This window comes from Pseudomonas sp. NPDC089407 (genome assembly GCF_044900445.1).
Taxonomy (GTDB): domain Bacteria; phylum Pseudomonadota; class Gammaproteobacteria; order Pseudomonadales; family Pseudomonadaceae; genus Aquipseudomonas.
On record NZ_JBJDNB010000040.1, the window covers coordinates 24,063 to 42,535 of the forward strand.

Sequence of the window (18,473 nt, forward strand, 5' to 3'; positions counted from 1 at the left end):
TTGTGGGAGCGGGTTCACCCGCGAAGAGGCCTTAAGATCAATGCACCGTCTTGCGCTGCCGCACACATTCCTGCGCTTGGGCAGCCAGCTCATCCAGCCGCTCATCTCGCATCTGTTCCGCCTCGATCATCGCATCCTCACCCTGCTGGTTAAGCAGGTAGGTATGAATCTGCAGCACTTCCGCCGTCTGGTAGATCGGCGCAATGTCCAGCCGCCCGATCAATGCACCGCTGGCTTGCCCGGTGCTGCTCATCAGCACCTGCGGGCCATTGGCGGCCACCACTTGCATGCCCATGGCCTCGAACCACGGCACCTGGTTGGCGAAGGCATTTAGTTCCACACAGGCATGACGCGCCTGCAGGTCGCCGAGCAGGGCGCGGGCAATGCCCTGGTGCCGATGGCTGGCGCGTACGGCGAGGAACTCCAGGGCGCAGGCCTGCTGATCGTCTTCGGCTGGCAGCGACAGGGCAAAGCCCAGCAACTGGTCCGGTGCGTCGGCGTCCAGTGCCAGGGTCAGCGCCACGGCCAGGCCGCGGCTGCCGTCCAGGGCTTGCAGGTACTGGTGCACCTCCATGCCGACGCCGTACTGGTACAGCGGATACAGCGGGTTGTCGACCGTGATGGCGACACTGCTCAGGTCGCCGACATTGTGGATTACCAGCTCGCGGATCTGGTTCTGGAAAGATTCGGGCGGCACGCTGTCGAGGCGGCTCAGGATGAACATCGGGGGGCAGGCTCCGGCGGGTGGGAATACAGCCCGCGCCGTGTTGGCGCGGGCTGTACAGTTTAACCGGTTTTGCCGGTTCAGCCTCGTGCCCGTAATGCACCGAGCATCAGGTCGAGGTTTTGCACCGCCGCGCCAGAGGCGCCTTTGCCCAGGTTGTCGAACACCGCGGTGAGCAAGACCTGGCCATGCTCAGGGTTGGCGTACAGCGCCAGGCGCAGGTCGTTACTGCCGTTCAGCGCTTCAGGGTCGAGGTTGGCGGCGATGCCCTGCTGGTGCAGGGGTATCACTTGGACGTGGCGGGCACCTTGGTAATGGTGCTCCAGGCAGGCTTGCAGCTGTTCGGCGCTGACCTGGCCTGGCAACAGGCGCAACTGCACAGGAATGCTCAGTACTATGCCCTGGCGGTAGGCGCCGTAGCCGGGCATGAACATTGGCCGTGCCGACAGCCCGGCGTGCTGCTGGATCTCGGGTACGTGCTTGTGTGCCAGTTCCAGCCCGTACAGTTGCAGGGTAGGCGCTTTGTCGGTGCCGGGTTGCTCATGCCGTTCAACCGCCGCGCGGCCGCCGCCGGAATAGCCAGAGATCGCGTGGATGTTCAGCGGGTAGTCGGCAGGCAGCAGGCCGGCCTTGACCAGTGGCCGAAGCAGGGCAATGGCGCCGGTGGGGTAGCAGCCGGGGTTGCTGACGCGCTTGCTTTGCGCGATGCGCTCGGCCTGCTGATCGTCCAGCTCCGGCAGGCCATAAACCCAGCCTGGGGAGGTGCGGTGCGCGGAGCTGGCGTCGATCACCCGTACCTGTGGGTTGTGGATGGCGGCCGCGGCCTCGCGGGCGGCGTCGTCCGGCAGGCACAGCAGGGCGATGTCGGCGCTGTTGATTGCTTCGCGGCGGCGATGCGGGTCTTTGCGTTCGGCCTCGGGCAGGGTCAGCAGGCGCAGGTCGGTGCGGCCTTGCAGGCGTGCATGGATCTGCAGGCCAGTGGTGCCTTGGTCGCCGTCGATGAAGACAACTGGAGTGAGCATGGTTGGGGTCCAATGGGGGAGGGTTGGCCTATGCTCGCTTGTGGCGTTGGTAATGAAAATTTGAATATGATGATTGTCGTGTTCAGGTTTTCTGAATCTGATCGTGAATCCGCGCCTACAAAGGGCGGCGCTGTTTTGACCAAATGGGGGAACCTGTGGGAGCGGGTTCACCCGCGAACAGGCCTGCACAGACAATGCGAGAAATCAGCCTCGACCGCCTCCGCACCTTGGTGGTTATCACCGACCTCGGCTCGTTTGCCGAGGCCGCCCGCCAGCTCAACCTCGCGCCACCCACCATCAGCCTGCACGTGGCGGAGCTGGAGGCGCGCATTGGCGCGCCGTTGCTTACCCGCACCCGTGGCCAGGTGCGGCCCACGGCCATTGGTGAAACCCTGCTGACCCGTGCCCGCCGCCTGCTGGCCGACGCTGACCTGGCGCTGGACGAAGTACGCCGCCAGGTCGACGGCCTGACCGGCCGAGTGCGCCTGGGGGCTTCTACCGGAGCCATCGCCCATCTGCTGCCACAGGCACTGGCGCGCCTGCGGGTGGAACACCCGGGGATCGACGTGCAAGTACAGGTGCTGACCTCCCAGGCATCACTGGCCGGCTTGCGCGAGGGTACGCTGGATATCGGCCTGGTGGCCTTGCCACAGGTGGCGGGCAAAGGGCTGACGGTCACCCCCTGGCGGCGTGACCCGATCCTGGCGTATGTGCCGGCCGACTGGCAGCCACCGGCTAAGGTCACCCCGGCCTGGCTGGCGCAACGGGCGTTGATCCTAAACGACAACAGCACCCAGCTGTCGCGGGTGACGGGTGAGTGGTTCGCGACGGCAGGGTTGTACCCGCAGCCGCGTATCGAGCTGAACTACAACGATGCGATCAAGAGCCTGGTCGGCGCCGGGTATGGGGCGACGCTGCTGCCGCAGGAGGGCGAGGCGGCAGAGCTGGACCGGCGTATCGCCCGCAGGCCGCTGCGCCCGGGGTTGTGGCGGCAGTTGGGCATTGCCTGCCGGGAAGGGCAGGTGGAGCGGGCCACGGGGTATGTGTTGCAGGCGTTGGAGCGGTTGCGCCAGTAAGGGGAGGCTGCTGTGCAGCCCAATCGCCGGCAAGCCAGCTCCCACAGGATTACCTCAGATGCAAACATTGTGCAGCCCCTGTGGGAGCTGGCATGCCGGCGAATGGGCCGCCCAGCGGCCCCTGCTTCAACCCCGCTCTCGCGCCCGCACTTTGGTCTCCGCCTCGCCCTGCTCTCTTGCCGCTGGGCTGAAGTGCGGCGGGGCAGGCACGGGGCAACTATGCTATTCCTGCGTCGAGACGCATGTACCTCGACGAACCTTAGGGTTTTCCAGGAGAACGCTCCATGAAATCCACGAAATGCATACCCTTGCTGGTGATTGCCTCTGTCCTCAGTTTTGCCGCACACGCAGACCCTGCGAGCAACTGTGCGGCCAAGATCAAGGAGCTTGAGGATTTCCACAAGGCCAGTGGTCAGGCGATGCATGGCGGCATGGCCCATGACTTCAAAGTCCATCTGCAAAATGCAAAGGATGCCCAGAGTAAGGGGGATATGGCTCAGTGTCAGGCCTCAGCGGACCAAGCCAAGTCCATCTATAACAAGGCACGTAGCAAGTAGTGGCATTGTATTTGCGTTGGCCCCATCGCGGGCAAGCCCGCGAAGAGGCCAGCGCAGGACCCAGTCAGAACCAGCGATCGTTCTTCTTCCGCCCACGGGTCAGCGCCGGCAGGATCAACCCTGCCAACAACCCCGCGCCGGCAATGCTGCCGCCATACACCATGTAGCGCATCATCACCTGTTTGTTCTCGTCCCCAAGGCGCGCCTGGGTATCGCGCAGCTCCGACTGGCTTTGATCAAACTGCTCGTTCAATGCCTTGTTGCGCGCCTCCAGCTCGTCGATCAGCTTTTTGCGCGAATCGAGCGTTTCCTGCATGCCCTGCACGCGGTTCTTCCAGCTGTCGTCGATGGTCTTCAACTGGCCGGTCAGTTCTGCGACCTGGGTGTCGAGCATCGGCAAGCGTTCGTTCTGCCCGGGTACCGACTGCAGGTCGTTGCTCAGGATCCACACCACATCACCGTTCTGCCCGCGCACCTGGCTGTAATTGCCCTGGCTGCCGATCAGGGTCAGCTTTTGTCCGGACTTGAGCGTGCCGACAATGCGGTGGCCATCGGTCGGGCCGCTACGCACATAGGTGCTCAGGCTGTCGCTGACCCAGCGCGCATCGCTGGCGGGCTCTTCGGCGTGCACCGGTGCGGCAAGGGCCACCAGGGCGGCAATCAGGCCGCCGCGCAGGGCAGGGAGGGCGGAGGCAGTTGGGCGGGATTCGGGCATGTTGGGTCTTCGCTGAAACAGGACAGAAGTAGGCCCGATGACTGGGCCGATGAACCGGTCGGTGAGTTGACCGTCAGCGAAAGACCGTATTTTTGTCAGCAGGTTCATCACCGGATATCGGAAATGTCTGCAGGATGTTGCAGGACCCGACCCGACCCGGGGCGGTGTGTTGGTGATGGCGCAGTTGTCGAAACCTTCGCGGTCCTTTGTGGGAGCGGCTTTACCCGCGAACGCCGCAAAACTGGCATCTTGTCAGGTGGGCCGATGGTTGCGGTATACACGACGCAGAGGGCTAGACTAGAAAGCCCACTCTCGATCATGGAGCAAGACCATGACTGCCAAAAACAGCATCTGCCTCTGGTACGACCACGATGCCGAAGAGGCGGCGAATTTCTATGCCAGCATATTCCCTGACAGCAAAGTGATTGCCGTGCACCAGGCGCCTGGTGATTACCCCTCTGGCAAGCAAGGTGACGTGATCACCGTAGCGTTCACTGTTATGGGTATTCCCTGCGTTGGGCTCAATGGCGGCAAGGCCTTCAGCCACTGCGAGGCGTTTTCGTTTCAGGTCAGTACCGAAGACCAGGCCGAGACCGACCGCCTGTGGCGTGCGATTGTCGATAACGGCGGCGAGGCCAGTGTGTGCGGCTGGTGCAAGGACAAATGGGGGATTTCCTGGCAGATCACCCCGCGCATCCTTATTGAAGCCATCGGCCACCCGGACCGTGCGGCGGCCAAGCGGGCGTTTGAGGCCATGATGCAGATGGGCAAGATCGATGTGGCCAGGATCGAGGCGGCGTTGAAGGGTTGAGGCCTTATGCTGCCTGCTCCCACGCCTGTGGGAGCTACTGTCCTATATCTCTCTCCTGGCCAGCACTGGCCCTTGTAGGAGCGGCCTTGTGTCGCGATGGGCTGCTTAGCAGCCCCACGGTTTGCGCACAGATGCACAAACTGCCGGGGCTGCTAAGCAGCCGATCGCGACACAAGGCCGCTCCTACAGTTGACTGCGTTAGCCTATCGGGTGAGCGCGGCATAGCCGGTGCCATCCTGATCAGGGCCTGAACGGGCTGGCTGTGCTTGACCATGCGTTTTTGTAATCAATAGGCCGTAGAAAAAGTCGATGTCATACGCTGCGGCCCCCGCCCTAGACTCAGTTGCATGCAGAAGGCTGCGCTGTTCATCGAAATGACCATTCGGATGCGGCCGCATCAAATCGCGATCAGGCCCATAGAGGCCCCGACGCACCGCTGTTTTCCAGATAACAAAAACCAGGAAATCCGCAAGCCATGATGACATCGCCGTTCTCGATCCCCGCCAGCGCCCGCCGTATCGACCCCTCCCGGCAGCGCGCCACCGCACTCAAGGCCGATGGTTCGGTCGATGACAACGACCGCACCGAAATCGGCCCTACGCCGTTGGCCTTTGCCGAGTGGGCCGCGCTTGGCCTGCAGGCGCCGCACCTGCCTACCCTGCGCGAATACCGCCTGCAACGCATCCGCGAGCAACTGGTGGCCCGCGATCTGGGTGGCATCCTGCTGTTCGACCCGCTGAACATCCGTTACGCCACGGACACCACCAACATGCAGCTGTGGACCACCCACAACCCGGCGCGTGCCTGTTTCGTCGCCGCCAGTGGCCATGTGGTGTTGTGGGACTTCCATGGCTGCGACCACCTTTCCGCGCACTTGCCGCTGGTCAGCGAGCTGCGCAGTGGTGCTTCGTTCTTCTACTTCGAAACCGGTGACCGTACCGACGAACATGCCCGGCGCTTCTGCGCCCAGGTCGACGAGCTGCTACGCACACATGCCGGCAACAACCGCCGCCTGGCCGTAGACCGGATTGAAGTCGCCGGGCTGCGTGCCCTCGATGCGCTTGGTGTGCAGGTGCATAACGGCCAGGAGGTCACCGAGTTTGCGCGGTTGATCAAAGGCCCCGACGAAATCCTCGCCATGCGCTGTGCAGTGGCCGCTTGTGACGCTTCCGTCGCGCAGATGCGCCAGGCCATGCGTGCCGGCGCTACCGAAAACGATGTCTGGGCCGCGCTGCACAGCGGCAATATCCGCCGTGGCGGCGAGTGGATCGAAACCCGCATCCTCAGTTCCGGCCCGCGAACCAACCCCTGGTTCCAGGAGTCCGGCCCGCGGGTGCTCAGCGACGGCGACCTGCTGTCATTCGACACCGACCTGATCGGCGTGTATGGCTTTTGTGTGGACATGTCGCGCAGCTGGATCTGCGGCGACCTGGAGCCAACTGCCGAGCAGAAGCGCCTGTACCGCATTGCCCATGAACATATCCATGTCAATGCCGACATGGTCAAACCCGGTGTGCGCTTCACCGAACTCACCCACAACGGCCACCGCCTGCCTGAGCGCTGCCGCGAGCAGCGCTACGGGGTGATGTTCCACGGTGTAGGGTTGTGTGACGAGTACCCGAGCATTCGTTACCCGGAGGACCTGGAGTCCTATGGCTACGAAGGCGAGCTGCAGCCAGGCATGGCGCTGTGCGTGGAGGCGTATGTAGGCGAAGTGGGCGGGCGTGACGGGATCAAGCTGGAGAACCAGTTGCTGGTGACCGAGGATGGCTATGAGCTGTTGACCCATTATCCGTTTGAGGAGAGCTTCTTGCGCGATTGATGGGCACACCGCGCGAGTTGGTGGCGCGGGTCAAGGCGGTGCTGCGCCGCAGTGGCGAGCAGCCAGGCAGCCTTTGCCTGGAGCTGGATGCCAGGGCCTCCCAGGGCCGCTATCGTGGCGTGGCGCTGGCACTCACGCCCGTGGAGTTCCGCATGCTGGCGGTGCGCCCGGGGCAGGTGCTGTCGCGTGACCAGTTGATTAACTACATCTATCAGAACCATCGGGTGGTGGCCGACTGCACCGTGGACAGCCATGTGAAGAACCTGCGGCGCAAGCTGACTGCGATCACGCCGGGGCACGACCCGATTCGCTCGGTGTATGGGGTGGGGTATAGCCTGGAGTTCGAATAGTGAGAATCTGAAAGCCTGCGTGATCCCCTGTAGGAGCGGCCTTGCGTCGCGATGGGCTGCGAAGCAGCCCCCGGCAATTTGTGCTGCGAAGCTGAAAACCTGGGGCTGCTTCACAGCCCATCGCGACGCAAGGCCGCTCCTACAGGGGACCGCGCAGGCCTGGAAGATCAGGTTTCGGATATCTCGCTTGCTGCCGCGGCCGCCTTCACCGAAGCCTTCTTTTCCTGCACCACAATGTAAAACTCCTCCCCATGCTTCACCGCCCCGTACAGCACGGCCTTTTCAATCAGCTCGTTGCCGCGCTGGTGGCGCAGCATCATCGGGTCCTTGCGCAGGTCACGGTACAGCGCCAGGCACAGCAGCACCATCACCACCACGAACGGTAGGGCAACGACGATGGTCAGGTTCTGCAGCCCGGTCAGGGCCTCGCCTGGGTCGCGCGGGTCGCCGATCGCCAGCATGATCGCCGCCACCGTACCGGTCAGCGCGCCCCAGAAAATCACCGTGCGCCTGGATGGCGCAGTGGTGCCGTGCTCCGACAGCGTGCCCATCACCAGCGAGGCTGCGTCGGCACCAGAGACGAAGAAGATGCCCACCAGCACCATCACCAGTACCGAGGTCGCCGAGGCCAGCGGGTAGCTGTCCAGCAACTGGTACAGTGCGTGGTTGCTGTTGACCGCACCGTTGGCCAGCTGGAACGCGCCTTCACGCAGGGCGTCGATGGCCGCCCCGCCGAACACGGTGAACCACACCAGGCTGACCAGGCTCGGTACCAGCAGTACCCCGGTGACGAACTGGCGAATGGTGCGGCCGCGGCTGATGCGGGCGATGAACATGCCCACGAATGGCGTCCAGGAAATCCACCAGGCCCAGTAGAACACGGTCCAGCCGGCCAGCCAGCTGTTCATCTGCTCGCCGCCGCTGGCGTTGGTACGGGCCATCATCTCCGGCAACAGCTTGATGTAGATGCCCAGAGAGGTCGGCAACAGGTTGAGCATCAGCAGGGTCGGCCCGACCATGAACACGAACACCGCCAGCACCAGCGCCAGCACCATGTTGGTGTTGGACAGCCACTGGATGCCCTTGCCGATCCCCGACACCGCCGAGGAGACAAAGGCAATGGTGAGCAGGGTAATGATCGAGATGTAGAACAGCTTGCCGGGGCTCTCGACCCAGCCGTTGTATTCCAGACCACCGGCAATCTGCAGTGCGCCCAGGCCCAGCGAAGCAGCCGAGCCGAACAATGTGGCGAAAATTGCCATCATGTCGATCAGCCGACCGAGCGGGCCATTGGCATGCTTGCCGATCAGCGGCCGAAAGGCGGCGGAAATCAACTGCGAGCGGCCACGGCGGAAGGTGCCATAGGCAATGACCAGACCGACGATGGCGTACATGGCCCAAGGGTGCAGGGTCCAGTGGAACAAGGTGGTGGCCATGGCCACCTGCATCGCTTCGCTGGTCTGCCCGGCAGCCGAGCCGGGCGGCGGCGACACGTAGTGCGACAGCGGTTCGGCGACACCGAAGAACATCAGGCCGATGCCCATGCCGGCGCTGAACATCATTGCCACCCAGGACACCGTGCGGAACTCCGGTTGTTCGCCGTCACGGCCTAGTGGCACCCGGCCATAGCGGCTGGCGGCCAGCCACAGCACAAACACCACGAACAGGGTCGAGGTGAGCACGAAAAACCAGCCGAAATTGAGAATGACCCACGACTGCGCGCTGGAGGCGCTGCTGGCGAGGCTGGCCTGGTTGAGTAGGCCCCAGAGCACGAAGGCGATGGCCAGCAGACTGGTGAAACCAAACACGATCCAGTCCAGCTTGCCCTCGAAACGCCGGTCCTGGCGGGCTTCTGCGGTTTTCGAGGGGTCGGTAACGCCTAGGTCGAGTGTTTCGCTGATGTGTTCCTTTGCCATGAATGCTGAGGCCCCTGTGTGGCTTACCTGCACGCGCAGGCTTGTTGTTGTGTGGGCTACCGAGTCCGCAGGCGAGCTCGGCGGGGTGGACTGCTGGCGCGATTATCCTGTGCCGCAAACGCCGGCTCCTGTCCCGATAACGCCGCGGGGCGTCCCTTGCGCGACCTGGCAAATACTTTTAGTTCTGGGGGCAGTGACCCTTTCTGCCTCGGCTTCTGGTACCCTGATGTGCATTACCCGGGCCCGCACATTCGAGCCGCGTAGAAGCGCTGCTGCTTGTGGGCCTGGACGTACCAGGAAACGGAGATTCGTCAAAATGGCCACTGACCGTGTGAGCCTGATTCATTTCGATAAATTGAGCATGAGCCCTGCCGCTGCCGATCGGTTCCAGAAAGCCCTCGACGCGCTGGAAGCGCTCAAGCTGCAGGACCGTTACGCGTACCTCATCGCTCCTTATCTGGGTGATATTGCTGACGCCTCCGACGCCGAACAATTGGCCACTGCCCTGGATCAGGGTTTGCGCGTGGTCGACGATCTGCTGGCTGCCCACTCGGTAACCAAGGCCAAGGCCGAGGAAGTGCGCCAGGTGTTCAACAACGCCGGCGAGCGGGCGCGGGCAGAGTTGCCTGGCTGAGTAGCGGCATGGCCAAAGACATCGACAACCCCTGCGTTTCGCTCTGCCAGCTCAACAGCGAGCTGTGCGTGAGCTGCGGCCGCACCCGTGACGAAATCCGCAAGTGGCGGGGCATGAAGCGCCCTGAGAAGATGGCCACCGTACAGCGGGCGGCTACGCGTATGAAGGCTATCGCCAAAAAGGTGGCCAAGCGGCAGAATGCCGACTGAGCCTGCGAGCGATGCACGCAACCCGTCCAGATTGTCCGATGAGCATGAAAATGGATTCTCACTCGCTGGTTGCCTTTACCCTGGTTGCCGCCATTGCGATTGCCAGCCCCGGACCCGCCACACTGATGGCCATCAACAACAGCATCGCCCATGGCCAGCGCAGCGCGATCTGGTCGTCGCTGGGCAATGGCACGGGACTGTTCTGCCTGTCGGCGGCAGCCATGCTGGGTTTGGGCGCGCTGCTCGCCAGCTCGGAAATACTGTTCAATGCCGTGAAGATCCTGGGGGCGGGCTACCTGTTCTACCTGGGCGCGCGGCAGTTGCTGAAGAAAAGCCCGATGCTCGAGCCGGACGCTGCCGAAGGGGTGGCCAAGGTGCGGCCTAGGCCCCTGAAGCTGTTCAAGTCAGCCTTCCTTACCGCAGTGACCAACCCCAAGGCGACCATGTTCTTTACTGCGCTGTTTCCGCAGTTCATTGACCAAGGGGCGGCATTGCTGCCGCAGTTTCTGACCCTGACCGGGATTTTCGTGGGGCTATCGCTGACTTCGCTGAGCCTGTATGCGGCCCTGGCGGCGCGGGCTAAAGGTGTGCTGACCCGGCCGTCGCTGTCGCGTTGGGTAAGCCGGGTGGTAGGCACGACGTTTATCGGCTTTGGCGCGGCGATTCTGGCGATGCGCCGGCAGGGGGCTTGAGCGGCCCCGGCTTTTTCTGGCCGATGAAAGGCCGGCCCTTCGTTCATTGATGGTCCAGACTGTCTTTATGCGAGTACCGATGTTTGCTGCAGTCGACCACGGGAGGTGGAGGCCTTTGGCCGCCACGCCGGGTCGGCGTCGGTTACATGTGGCGAGGGTCGTAGATGATCGAGCGTTGCTTGCGCCACGCGTTGTGCCTGTTGTGCCTGTTGCTGCTGCCTCTGACGGCGGTAGCGGATGATGCATGCCGACGGTTGACCGCCACCGGCAACCCCGAATACCCCCCCTATCTGTGGCGTGACCCACAAAACCCTCAGCAACTCATCGGCGCCAATGCCGACTTGCTCAAGTACCTTGGCAGGCAGTTGGGGCTGGAAATCGAGGTGGTCTACGGCGGCCCGTGGTCGCGAGCTCAGGAAGAGGTGCGCACCGGGCGGATCGACCTGCTGGCCGGGTATTTCCTGACCCAGCTGCGTCGACAGCAGATGGACTTTATCGCCCCGCCATTCCTGCATACCCCCAGCGTGGTCTGGGTGCGCCAGGACAATGCCTTTGCCTACCGGCAATGGGCCGACCTCAAGGGCCGCAAGGGTGGAACCTTGGTCAACAACAGCCACGGGCAGCAGTTCGATGAATACGCCCAGGCCAATCTCACCCTCGAAGCGGTACCCGGTGCCCGGCAGGCGTTCGAGAAACTGACGCACAAACGGAGCGATTACGTGGTGTACGAGCAGTACCCCGGCATGGCATTGGCACGAACGTTGGGCATTAGCGGCACGGTGCAGGTGTTGCAGCCGCCGGTGTCCAGCGAAGGTCTGTACCTGGCGATTTCGCATGAATCGCCGTGCAACCAGCCGCAGCTGCGTGAGGCGCTGGCACGGGAAATGGCGAAAATCGTGAGTGGGGCATTGCCTGAGCAGCTGCTGAAGCAGAATTTGGAACGCTGGCAATAGCAGCCTGTACGCGCACCTTTCAGGCGCTCACCCGGCCTTTCCGGGCTGCGCTATCGCGCAGGGAGCTCTGCTCGCAAGCCCGGCCCTTTCGCGGGTTAACCCGCTCTTGCGCCCACCCATGGTCGGCGGGGCAGCCTCTTCACCAATCCCGCCCCTGGCCCAGCAGCTCCAGCGCATGCTGACGCAATTCGAGCAACTGCGGGTCATCCCTATGCCGTGGGTAGCCTTGCTCAATTTTCAACTCGGCCAGCACCCGCGCCGGCCGTGGCGAAAAAACCAGCACCCGGTCACACAGCAACAGCGCCTCTTCCACATCATGGGTCACCAGCAGCGAACTGTAGCCTTGCTGCTGCCACAACCTGATCAGCTCCCCCTGCATGGCGATACGTGTCAGCGAGTCGAGCTTGCCCAACGGCTCGTCAAGCAGCAGCAGGCGCGGCTGGTTGATCAGCGCCCGGGCCAGCGCCACACGCTGGGCCATGCCTCCAGACAACTGGCGCGGGTAGGCATTGCGAAACTGCAGCAGGCCGACTTTGTGCAACGTCTCATCCACCCGCTGGCGCTGTGCCTTGAGCTGGCCGCGCGCCTGCAGGCCAAGGGCAACGTTGTCCCACACCTTGCGCCACGGGTACAGGGTCGGGTCCTGAAACACCAGCACCCGCGAGTGGTGCGGGCTGCCGATGGCCTGGCCGTCCGCCAGCAGGCTGCCGCGCTGCACGGTTTCCAGGCCGGCAATCAGCCGTAGCAGGGTGGACTTGCCGCAACCGGAAGGGCCGAGCAGGGCAACGCTCTCGCCAGGCGCCAGTTGCAGGTAGACCTTGTCCAGCACGGGCAAGCGCTCGCTGCCCAGTTCAAAGGCGTGGCTCAGCCCACGGATATCCAGTGCCATGCCCGTTTCCGCGGCCAAGGTGTGCGCGACACTTACCATTTCACGGCTCCTTTCTGCCACGACAACACACGGTCACGCACCACGAACAGCAGCGTGATCAACCCCGAGCACAGCAGCGCCATGACCAGCAGCGCCGCGTACATGTTGGCGTAGGCCGCCCAGCCCTGGGCCCATTGCAAGTACCAGCCAAGGCCCGCCTTGACCCCCATCATCTCGGCCACCACCAGCACCGAGAATGACGCCCCCAGCCCCATGAACAAACCGACGAACACATGCGGCAGGGCAGCAGGTATCGCCACCCGCCAGACCAGGAAGCGCCCGCTGGCGCCCAAGGTGCGCGCCACTTCGTAATAGGCCTTGTCCACGCTGGCCACCCCGGACCAGGTCAGCACCGTAACCGGGAACCAGGTGGCCAGGGCAATCAGGAACACGCTGGCGCTCCAGCTGGATGGAAAGAAGAAGAAGCAGATCGGCAGCAGCGCCGTCGATGGCACTGGCCCGAGGATGCGCAGTACCGGGTGCACCCAATAACCGATGCGGTGTGACCAGCCAATCGCCACACCGGCGATAAACCCGGCAATGCCACCGATGACCACGCCGTTGAGCAGCAACCACAATGAATGCAGCAAGCTTTCGCCAAGCCGTGCCCAGTCATCGACGAACACTTCGATCAACGCCTGGGGTGGTGCGAAGAACGGCACCGGCAGCAGTACCACCTTGGCCGTGACCAATAGCCAAAGGCTTAACAACAGCGGCAGCGCGGCCAGCCAGGCGCCAGCCGGGCGCAACCGCCGGACCAGGCGCTGAAATGCACCGGGCAACAGGGCGATCAGCGCCAGCAAGGCTCCCGTGCCGGCAGCGGCAAATGCCAGCTCTTGGGTAAAGGGCCAGGGCTTGCCACCGTCCGGATAGAACAGCGCGAACAGGGCAAAGGCGACCCAGGCCAGCGCAGCCATCAGGCCCCCACGCCATACGGCGAAGGCGCGCGCTTTGGCCGTATGACTTTGCTCAAGCGAATACGTCGGCATGTACGCCCTCCGCAAATTCCAGCGGGTCGGTCCGCGGGCGCAAGACTTCGATGTTCTTCAGGTCACGGGCGTAGACGGCAATTTCCTTCACGAAGGTGTTGCCCACCGAGTAATAGCCATGGCTGTGCTCGGTGAGGATGGCGCGCACTTCTTCCTTTGAGGTGTTGATGGCGAACTTGAGGAATTTTTCAGCCACTGCATCGGGGTTGTGCGATGCCCAGGCGTGCGCCTGCAGGATCGAGTGGGTGATGGCTGCGGCCACGGGCGTGTCGTCGCGCGCCAGTTTGCCGCTGACACCCACCACGCAGCAGCTCATGTTGGCGTAATCTTCGATCATGTTGGTGGCCAGTTCGCGAAAGCCTGGTTGCTGCTTGACCCGATACATCAGCGGGTCGGAGCCGCTGGCCGCCTGGATCTCACCCTTTTGCAAAGCAACGCTCAGCAGGTCGATCGGGTAGACCCGCCAGGTCACATCGCGAACCGGGTCGACACCATGGCGCTTGAGCATCAGCGAGAAGAAGTTCTTGTCGGCGGCTGCCATGTCGGTGACACCAATGGTGGTGCCTTTCAAGGCCGCGAAATCCTGCGGGCCGCCGTCCAGCGTCAGCAGGCGTAGGCAGCCGCCGTGGGTGCCGGCGGTAAGTTTCACATCAAAGCCTTGCTCCAGCGCTTTTAGCCAGCGCAGTGCCATGCCAGTGGCAGCGTCGGCCTTGCCCGTGGCCATCGATTCCAGCAGTACCTCGGTGGAGTTACCGAAGTTGACGAACTCCACGTCGAGGTTGTGGCGCTTGAAGATACCCTGGCTGTCGGCCACGGCCACCGGTGCCAGGCACACGGCATTAAGGTTGGTCGCCAACCTGACCTTGCGTGGTTCGGGCAGCACCCAACGGTTGCTGTCCAGGTCCAGGCCACTGCCGACCGGCTGCGCGGCATGGCCGCTGTGGCCAGCGTGGTTGCTGTCGGCGAAGGCCAGGCGGCCGAACAAGCTGGCCGCCGTGGCCGTGCCCGCCAGGGCCAGCAGTTTACGGCGGTTGAGTGAAGCGATGGGCATGGCGCCTCCATGTGCAATCAGGGGGCAGGCACCACGTGGTCGGGTAGCGTGCGGATAAAACCGGCAGCTCGAGGCCGGCACAATGGGCTAGACAATAAAGGGTTTCTGAAGAAGGGCAAAATTCAATTTAGGTATAACTTAATATGCAAATAGTGCATTTAAAGAATGGCTTGCCCGGGTCTGCAGCAGGAGGCGGGCTGCGCAGCAGCCCGGGTAGATCAGGCTTCGCTCACCAATTGACGCGCCAACTGGTTATGGCGCTCCAGCACGCGTGGCAGGTCGACGGTGGCCAGCTGGCCGTCCTTGACCACCACGCGGCCGTTGATCACGCTGGTGTGCACCTGGGTCGGGGTGCAGAACACCAGTGCCGCCAACGGGTCGTGCAGGCCACCGGCATAGGCCACATGGCCCAGGTCGAAGGCAACGAGGTCGGCGACCATGCCCGGGGCCAGGGCGCCGATGTCATTGCGGTTAAGCACCTTGGCGCCGCCGAGGGTGGCAATTTCCAGTGCCTCGCGCGCGGTCATGGCGTCAGGGCCGAAACCCACCCGCTGCAGCAGCAGGGCCTGGCGCACTTCGCCGATCATGCTGGCGCCGTCGTTGGATGCCGAACCGTCGACCCCCAGGCCAACCGGCACCCCGTGGTCACGCATCTTGCGCACCGGTGCGATGCCGGAGGCCAGGCGCATGTTCGAGCACGGGCAATGGGCGACACCGGTGCCGGTACGGGCAAACAGCTCGATGCCATGCTGGTCGAGTTGCACGCAGTGGGCGTGCCAGACGTCGTGGCCGACCCAGCCGAGGTCTTCGGCGTACTCGGCCGGGCTCATGCCGAACTTTTCGCGGCTGTAGGCGATGTCGTTGACATTCTCGGCCAGGTGCGTGTGCAACGACACACCATACTGGCGCGCCAGCACGGCGGCTTCGCGCATCAGGTCGCGGCTGACCGAGAACGGCGAGCAGGGCGCTACCACAATGCGGCGCATCGAGCCGTGGCTGGCGTCGTGGTAGTCCTCGATCAGGCGCTGCGACTCCTTGAGGATGTCGGCTTCCTTTTCCACCACCGAGTCAGGTGGCAGGCCACCCTGGCTTTGGCCCACGCTCATGCTGCCGCGTGCGGCGTGGAAGCGCATGCCGATTTCGGCGGCGGCATGGATGCTGTCGTCGAGCTTGCAGCCGTTGGGGTAGATGTACAGGTGGTCGCTGGAGGTGGTGCAGCCGGACAGGATCAGCTCGGCCATGGCGGTTTGGGTCGACACCGCGATCATTTCCGGGGTCAGGCGCGCCCAGATCGGGTACAGGTTGGTCAGCCAGTTGAACAGCTCACCGTCCTGAGCCGCTGGCACCACACGGGTGAGGCTCTGGTACATGTGGTGGTGGGTGTTGACCAGGCCCGGGATGACCACCTTGCCGGCCATGTCCAGCACCACGTCGGCATGCTGCGGCAGGGTATCGCTGGGGCCGACCTGCTTGATCAGGTTGTCTTCGATAAACAGGCCACCGTTCTTGATCTCACGGCGTTCGCCGTCCATGGTGACCAGAAGCGCGGCGTTCTTGACGAGGAGGGTTTTCTTGCGGGTTGCAGATGACATGGCTAAAGCCCGTCGCAATACGCATCGGCGTTTACCGAGGTCGTAGGCGAGCGCTTATGTAATCAGGATTCTTCAAAGCTGTATACATTGCCTTGCGATTCATGAATCCTGGTCATTTAATTGATGAAATATCACCAAAAATAGGAATTAGTTTTATCAATAGACTGGCAGCCTCTTTTCCTGGAGCCTGTCTTGATGTCTGTCCACGAACCCAGCCCCGAAGCTGCCACTGCTGGCCGAAACGTTGCAATCAGCATCGCCATCCTGGCTTTCTCGGCCTTTCTGATCGTCACCACCGAATTTCTGATCGTCGGGTTGCTGCCCGCGCTAAGCCACGACCTGGGGATTTCGATCTCGGTAGCGGGCCAGCTGGTCACGCTGTTTGCTTTTACCGTCATGCTTGCCGGCCCTGCCTTGACCGCTGCACTGGCGCATCTGGATCGCAAGCGGTTGTTCATTACCATCCTGCTGGTGTTTGCCGCAGCCAATGCGCTGGCTGCGGCATCGAGCAGTTTTTGGGTGCTGGCCATTGCGCGGGTGATTCCGGCACTGGCATTGCCGGTGTTCTGGGGCACGGCCAGCGAAACGGCCGGGCACCTGGCTGGGCGTGACAAAGCGGGGCAGGCCATCTCCAAGGTGTACCTGGGCATCTCGGCGGCCATGCTGCTGGGCATTCCGCTGGGTACCGTGGCGGCCAATGCCGTCGGCTGGCGAGGCGCGTTCTGGATACTGGCGGCGCTGTCGCTGCTGATGGCGCTGGCCATGTGGGTGTGGATGCCGCAAGTCGCCCGCACGGCAAAAATCGATTTCATGCAGCAGGCGCGCATTTTCAAGGAGCGCTACTTCCTCGCCAATGTGCTGCTGTCGGTGGTGGTATTCACCGCGATGTTCACCGGCTACACCTACCTGGCCGATCTGCTGCAGCGGGTTGCGGGCGTCGCACCGGCACATACCGGCTGGTGGCTGATGGGCTTTGGTGCCGTCGGCCTGCTTGGCAACTGGATCGGCGGTCGCGCAGTGGACCGTTCACCACTCAGGGCGACGGCGCTGTTCCTGCTGTTGCTGGCCATTGGCATGGCGGCGCTGGTGCCGCTGGCAGATGCCGGCCTGGCATTCTGCCTGGCACTGGCCGTGTGGGGCATTGCCAACACGGCGCTGTACCCGGTCAGCCAGGTGAGGGTAATGAGTTCGGTGACGCATGCCCAGGCCTTGGCCGGCACCACCAATGTGTCGGCGGCCAACGCCGGTATTGGCTTAGGCGCCGTGCTTGGCGGCATGACCATCCCAGGCTTGGGTATCGAGTACCTGGGCTATGTGGCCGCAGGTGTCGCACTGCTGGCGCTGGGCCTGGTGCCGATGGTCAGCCGCCTTGCCCGTCAGCCTGCGGCGCTGGTTCGGGTGCCGTGAGGCGCCAAGCGGGGTAGCAGGTAGTCGAGCAAGGCGCGCACCTTGGGTAACCCTTCGCGGCTTTTCAGCCACACCAGGTTCATCGGCAGACCGTCGGTGGCCAGCGCGGGCAATACCTCCACCAGCTGCCCCTGGTCGAGGTGTTGCTGGGTTAACCAGGTGGGCAACTGGCCGATGCCATGGCCGGCCAGTACGGCTGCAACTTCCCCCTCGCCATCACCCACTGCGATGCGCGGCTGCACGGTGCGTCGTTCCATCTCGCCAGGCTGGCGGCCCTTGAAAAACCAGGGGCTGACCATGCCGTCGGTGTGGCCATAACCGACGCAGTGATGGTGTTCCAGGTCGCGCTCGTCTTGCGGCACGCCATGTTTTTCCAGGTAGCTGGGGGCGGCGCAGAACATCAGGCGTTGGGCACCGAAGTACTGGTGGCCGAGTGCGGCCGGCCAGGCATCTGGGCCACCGATGCGCACGACGATATCGATACCCTCGTGCACCGGGTCGACGAAGCGGTCGGAAAACGACACATGCGGCTGCAATAGCGGGTGCAGGCGGATGAAGTCGAGGATCAGTGGCAGCACATGCAGGCGACCGTAGGAGGCGGGCAGTTCGATGCGGACTTTGCCGTGGGGTTGGTTATCGCTGGCGACCAGTGCGTGCTCGGCCTCTTCCAGGTCAGCCAGCACTGAGGTGCAGGTACGGTAGAACACCACGCCCGCCTCGCTGAGTGACAGGCTGCGGGTGGTGCGGTTGAACAGGCGTGCGCCCAGGCGAGCCTCGAGCCGGGCCACGCCCTTGCTGATGGCCGAGCTGGTAAGGTTGAGCCGCTCGGCAGCTGCGGTGAAGCTGCCCAGGTCAGCGACGGCGACGAAGACATCAATGCCTTTGAGGCGTTCAGAGGAGTACATGGCCGGCCTTTTGATGAATTGATTTCCAGTGTCAGTGGGGTCTATTGAATGCTGACAAGGAATATTCATCAATGGTGTGTACCTGTGCCGGCCTATTCGCGGGTAAACCCGCTCCTACAC

20 protein-coding genes are annotated in these 18,473 nt (G+C 63.3%); 10 read left to right on the forward strand and 10 right to left on the reverse strand.

All coding sequences use genetic code 11. From position 1 onward, the window contains the following. Nucleotides 1-37: 37 nt before the first annotated feature. On the reverse strand, nucleotides 38-724 hold the full coding sequence (locus ACI2KG_RS24815; RefSeq protein ID WP_404663653.1) for a GNAT family N-acetyltransferase: 687 nt from the start codon (nucleotides 722-724) through the stop codon (nucleotides 38-40). Between the two features lie 80 nt (nucleotides 725-804). After that, nucleotides 805-1,746, reverse strand: coding sequence for an N-acetyl-gamma-glutamyl-phosphate reductase (gene argC, locus ACI2KG_RS24820; protein ID WP_404663654.1), 942 nt, complete (start codon nucleotides 1,744-1,746; stop codon nucleotides 805-807). A 194-nt stretch (nucleotides 1,747-1,940) separates the two neighbouring features. Between argC and ACI2KG_RS24825 the strand changes: the two genes are divergently transcribed. Further along, entirely contained in the window at nucleotides 1,941-2,822 is an 882-nt protein-coding gene (locus tag ACI2KG_RS24825) for a LysR family transcriptional regulator (protein WP_404663655.1), read from the forward strand. A gap of 284 nt (nucleotides 2,823-3,106) precedes the next feature. Then, on the forward strand, nucleotides 3,107-3,379 hold the full coding sequence (locus ACI2KG_RS24830) for a hypothetical protein (RefSeq protein WP_404663656.1): 273 nt from the start codon (nucleotides 3,107-3,109) through the stop codon (nucleotides 3,377-3,379). A gap of 64 nt (nucleotides 3,380-3,443) precedes the next feature. On the opposite strand, the gene ACI2KG_RS24835 is transcribed toward ACI2KG_RS24830, so the two are convergent. Further along, on the reverse strand, nucleotides 3,444-4,094 hold the full coding sequence (locus tag ACI2KG_RS24835) for a TIGR04211 family SH3 domain-containing protein (protein WP_404663657.1): 651 nt from the start codon (nucleotides 4,092-4,094) through the stop codon (nucleotides 3,444-3,446). Between the two features lie 331 nt (nucleotides 4,095-4,425). Between ACI2KG_RS24835 and ACI2KG_RS24840 the strand changes: the two genes are divergently transcribed. Further along, a complete protein-coding gene (locus tag ACI2KG_RS24840; protein ID WP_404663658.1) occupies nucleotides 4,426-4,905 on the forward strand; it encodes a VOC family protein in 480 nt (159 codons plus the stop codon). Between the two features lie 203 nt (nucleotides 4,906-5,108). On the opposite strand, the gene ACI2KG_RS24845 is transcribed toward ACI2KG_RS24840, so the two are convergent. After that, entirely contained in the window at nucleotides 5,109-5,390 is a 282-nt protein-coding gene (locus ACI2KG_RS24845) for a hypothetical protein (protein WP_404663659.1), read from the reverse strand. Between ACI2KG_RS24845 and dddP the strand changes: the two genes are divergently transcribed. Continuing rightward, nucleotides 5,381-6,727, forward strand: a complete 1,347-nt coding sequence (dddP, locus tag ACI2KG_RS24850) for a dimethylsulfonioproprionate lyase DddP (RefSeq protein WP_404663660.1) — start codon at nucleotides 5,381-5,383, stop codon at nucleotides 6,725-6,727. The two genes, ACI2KG_RS24845 and dddP, sit on opposite strands and share 10 nt — an antisense overlap. Beyond that, nucleotides 6,727-7,077 carry a winged helix-turn-helix domain-containing protein gene (locus ACI2KG_RS24855; protein ID WP_404663661.1) on the forward strand — a complete coding sequence of 117 codons (351 nt, stop codon included), beginning with the start codon at nucleotides 6,727-6,729 and terminating at the stop codon, nucleotides 7,075-7,077. Before dddP ends, ACI2KG_RS24855 begins: the two co-directional genes overlap by 1 nt. A gap of 167 nt (nucleotides 7,078-7,244) precedes the next feature. Here the strand turns inward: ACI2KG_RS24855 and ACI2KG_RS24860 are convergent, their stop codons facing one another. Beyond that, entirely contained in the window at nucleotides 7,245-8,993 is a 1,749-nt protein-coding gene (locus ACI2KG_RS24860) for a BCCT family transporter (RefSeq protein WP_404663662.1), read from the reverse strand. Nucleotides 8,994-9,309: 316 nt separating this feature from the next. Here ACI2KG_RS24860 and ACI2KG_RS24865 point away from each other — a divergent pair, with 316 nt between their 5' ends. From ACI2KG_RS24865 to ACI2KG_RS24880, 4 genes are all read left to right on the forward strand, one after another. After that, entirely contained in the window at nucleotides 9,310-9,627 is a 318-nt protein-coding gene (locus tag ACI2KG_RS24865) for a hypothetical protein (RefSeq protein WP_404663663.1), read from the forward strand. An 8-nt stretch (nucleotides 9,628-9,635) separates the two neighbouring features. After that, on the forward strand, nucleotides 9,636-9,836 hold the full coding sequence (locus ACI2KG_RS24870) for a DUF1289 domain-containing protein (protein WP_201207444.1): 201 nt from the start codon (nucleotides 9,636-9,638) through the stop codon (nucleotides 9,834-9,836). A 50-nt stretch (nucleotides 9,837-9,886) separates the two neighbouring features. Further along, on the forward strand, nucleotides 9,887-10,528 hold the full coding sequence (locus ACI2KG_RS24875) for a LysE family translocator (protein ID WP_404663664.1): 642 nt from the start codon (nucleotides 9,887-9,889) through the stop codon (nucleotides 10,526-10,528). A 164-nt stretch (nucleotides 10,529-10,692) separates the two neighbouring features. Further along, nucleotides 10,693-11,481, forward strand: coding sequence for a substrate-binding periplasmic protein (locus ACI2KG_RS24880; protein WP_404663665.1), 789 nt, complete (start codon nucleotides 10,693-10,695; stop codon nucleotides 11,479-11,481). A 139-nt stretch (nucleotides 11,482-11,620) separates the two neighbouring features. Here the strand turns inward: ACI2KG_RS24880 and ACI2KG_RS24885 are convergent, their stop codons facing one another. From ACI2KG_RS24885 to ACI2KG_RS24900, 4 genes are all read right to left on the reverse strand, one after another. Continuing rightward, entirely contained in the window at nucleotides 11,621-12,409 is a 789-nt protein-coding gene (locus ACI2KG_RS24885) for an ABC transporter ATP-binding protein (protein WP_404663666.1), read from the reverse strand. After that, complete coding sequence (locus ACI2KG_RS24890; RefSeq protein ID WP_404663667.1) at nucleotides 12,403-13,398, reverse strand: ABC transporter permease; 996 nt, start codon at nucleotides 13,396-13,398, stop codon at nucleotides 12,403-12,405. The genes ACI2KG_RS24885 and ACI2KG_RS24890 overlap by 7 nt, the downstream gene beginning before the upstream one ends. Continuing rightward, on the reverse strand, nucleotides 13,379-14,449 hold the full coding sequence (locus ACI2KG_RS24895) for an ABC transporter substrate-binding protein (protein ID WP_404663668.1): 1,071 nt from the start codon (nucleotides 14,447-14,449) through the stop codon (nucleotides 13,379-13,381). The genes ACI2KG_RS24890 and ACI2KG_RS24895 overlap by 20 nt, the downstream gene beginning before the upstream one ends. Before the next feature lie 218 nt (nucleotides 14,450-14,667). After that, a complete protein-coding gene (locus ACI2KG_RS24900) occupies nucleotides 14,668-16,041 on the reverse strand; it encodes an 8-oxoguanine deaminase (protein WP_404663669.1) in 1,374 nt (457 codons plus the stop codon). A 195-nt stretch (nucleotides 16,042-16,236) separates the two neighbouring features. On the opposite strand from ACI2KG_RS24900, the gene ACI2KG_RS24905 reads away from it, so the two are divergent. After that, the gene (locus ACI2KG_RS24905) at nucleotides 16,237-17,448 is read left to right on the forward strand and encodes an MFS transporter (RefSeq protein WP_404663670.1); all 1,212 of its coding nucleotides are present in this window, start codon (nucleotides 16,237-16,239) and stop codon (nucleotides 17,446-17,448) included. On the opposite strand, the gene ACI2KG_RS24910 is transcribed toward ACI2KG_RS24905, so the two are convergent. Then, nucleotides 17,418-18,353, reverse strand: coding sequence for a LysR substrate-binding domain-containing protein (locus tag ACI2KG_RS24910; RefSeq protein ID WP_404663671.1), 936 nt, complete (start codon nucleotides 18,351-18,353; stop codon nucleotides 17,418-17,420). The genes ACI2KG_RS24905 and ACI2KG_RS24910 overlap by 31 nt on opposite strands. Between the last annotated feature and the right edge of the window lie 120 nt (nucleotides 18,354-18,473).

What these genes read in the sequence shown, in the direction of transcription:
- ACI2KG_RS24815 (WP_404663653.1), bottom strand. Translation starts at nt 724, where the DNA reads ATGTTCATCCTGAGCCGCCTCGACAGCGTGCCGCCCGAATCTTTCCAG.
- argC (WP_404663654.1), bottom strand. Translation starts at nt 1,746, where the DNA reads ATGCTCACTCCAGTTGTCTTCATCGACGGCGACCAAGGCACCACTGGC.
- ACI2KG_RS24825 (WP_404663655.1), top strand. Translation starts at nt 1,941, where the DNA reads ATGCGAGAAATCAGCCTCGACCGCCTCCGCACCTTGGTGGTTATCACC.
- ACI2KG_RS24830 (WP_404663656.1), top strand. Translation starts at nt 3,107, where the DNA reads ATGAAATCCACGAAATGCATACCCTTGCTGGTGATTGCCTCTGTCCTC.
- ACI2KG_RS24835 (WP_404663657.1), bottom strand. Translation starts at nt 4,094, where the DNA reads ATGCCCGAATCCCGCCCAACTGCCTCCGCCCTCCCTGCCCTGCGCGGC.
- ACI2KG_RS24840 (WP_404663658.1), top strand. Translation starts at nt 4,426, where the DNA reads ATGACTGCCAAAAACAGCATCTGCCTCTGGTACGACCACGATGCCGAA.
- dddP (WP_404663660.1), top strand. Translation starts at nt 5,381, where the DNA reads ATGATGACATCGCCGTTCTCGATCCCCGCCAGCGCCCGCCGTATCGAC.
- ACI2KG_RS24845 (WP_404663659.1), bottom strand. Translation starts at nt 5,390, where the DNA reads ATGTCATCATGGCTTGCGGATTTCCTGGTTTTTGTTATCTGGAAAACA.
- ACI2KG_RS24855 (WP_404663661.1), top strand. Translation starts at nt 6,727, where the DNA reads ATGGGCACACCGCGCGAGTTGGTGGCGCGGGTCAAGGCGGTGCTGCGC.
- ACI2KG_RS24860 (WP_404663662.1), bottom strand. Translation starts at nt 8,993, where the DNA reads ATGGCAAAGGAACACATCAGCGAAACACTCGACCTAGGCGTTACCGAC.
- ACI2KG_RS24865 (WP_404663663.1), top strand. Translation starts at nt 9,310, where the DNA reads ATGGCCACTGACCGTGTGAGCCTGATTCATTTCGATAAATTGAGCATG.
- ACI2KG_RS24870 (WP_201207444.1), top strand. Translation starts at nt 9,636, where the DNA reads ATGGCCAAAGACATCGACAACCCCTGCGTTTCGCTCTGCCAGCTCAAC.
- ACI2KG_RS24875 (WP_404663664.1), top strand. Translation starts at nt 9,887, where the DNA reads ATGGATTCTCACTCGCTGGTTGCCTTTACCCTGGTTGCCGCCATTGCG.
- ACI2KG_RS24880 (WP_404663665.1), top strand. Translation starts at nt 10,693, where the DNA reads ATGATCGAGCGTTGCTTGCGCCACGCGTTGTGCCTGTTGTGCCTGTTG.
- ACI2KG_RS24885 (WP_404663666.1), bottom strand. Translation starts at nt 12,409, where the DNA reads ATGGTAAGTGTCGCGCACACCTTGGCCGCGGAAACGGGCATGGCACTG.
- ACI2KG_RS24890 (WP_404663667.1), bottom strand. Translation starts at nt 13,398, where the DNA reads ATGCCGACGTATTCGCTTGAGCAAAGTCATACGGCCAAAGCGCGCGCC.
- ACI2KG_RS24895 (WP_404663668.1), bottom strand. Translation starts at nt 14,449, where the DNA reads ATGCCCATCGCTTCACTCAACCGCCGTAAACTGCTGGCCCTGGCGGGC.
- ACI2KG_RS24900 (WP_404663669.1), bottom strand. Translation starts at nt 16,041, where the DNA reads ATGTCATCTGCAACCCGCAAGAAAACCCTCCTCGTCAAGAACGCCGCG.
- ACI2KG_RS24905 (WP_404663670.1), top strand. Translation starts at nt 16,237, where the DNA reads ATGTCTGTCCACGAACCCAGCCCCGAAGCTGCCACTGCTGGCCGAAAC.
- ACI2KG_RS24910 (WP_404663671.1), bottom strand. Translation starts at nt 18,353, where the DNA reads ATGTACTCCTCTGAACGCCTCAAAGGCATTGATGTCTTCGTCGCCGTC.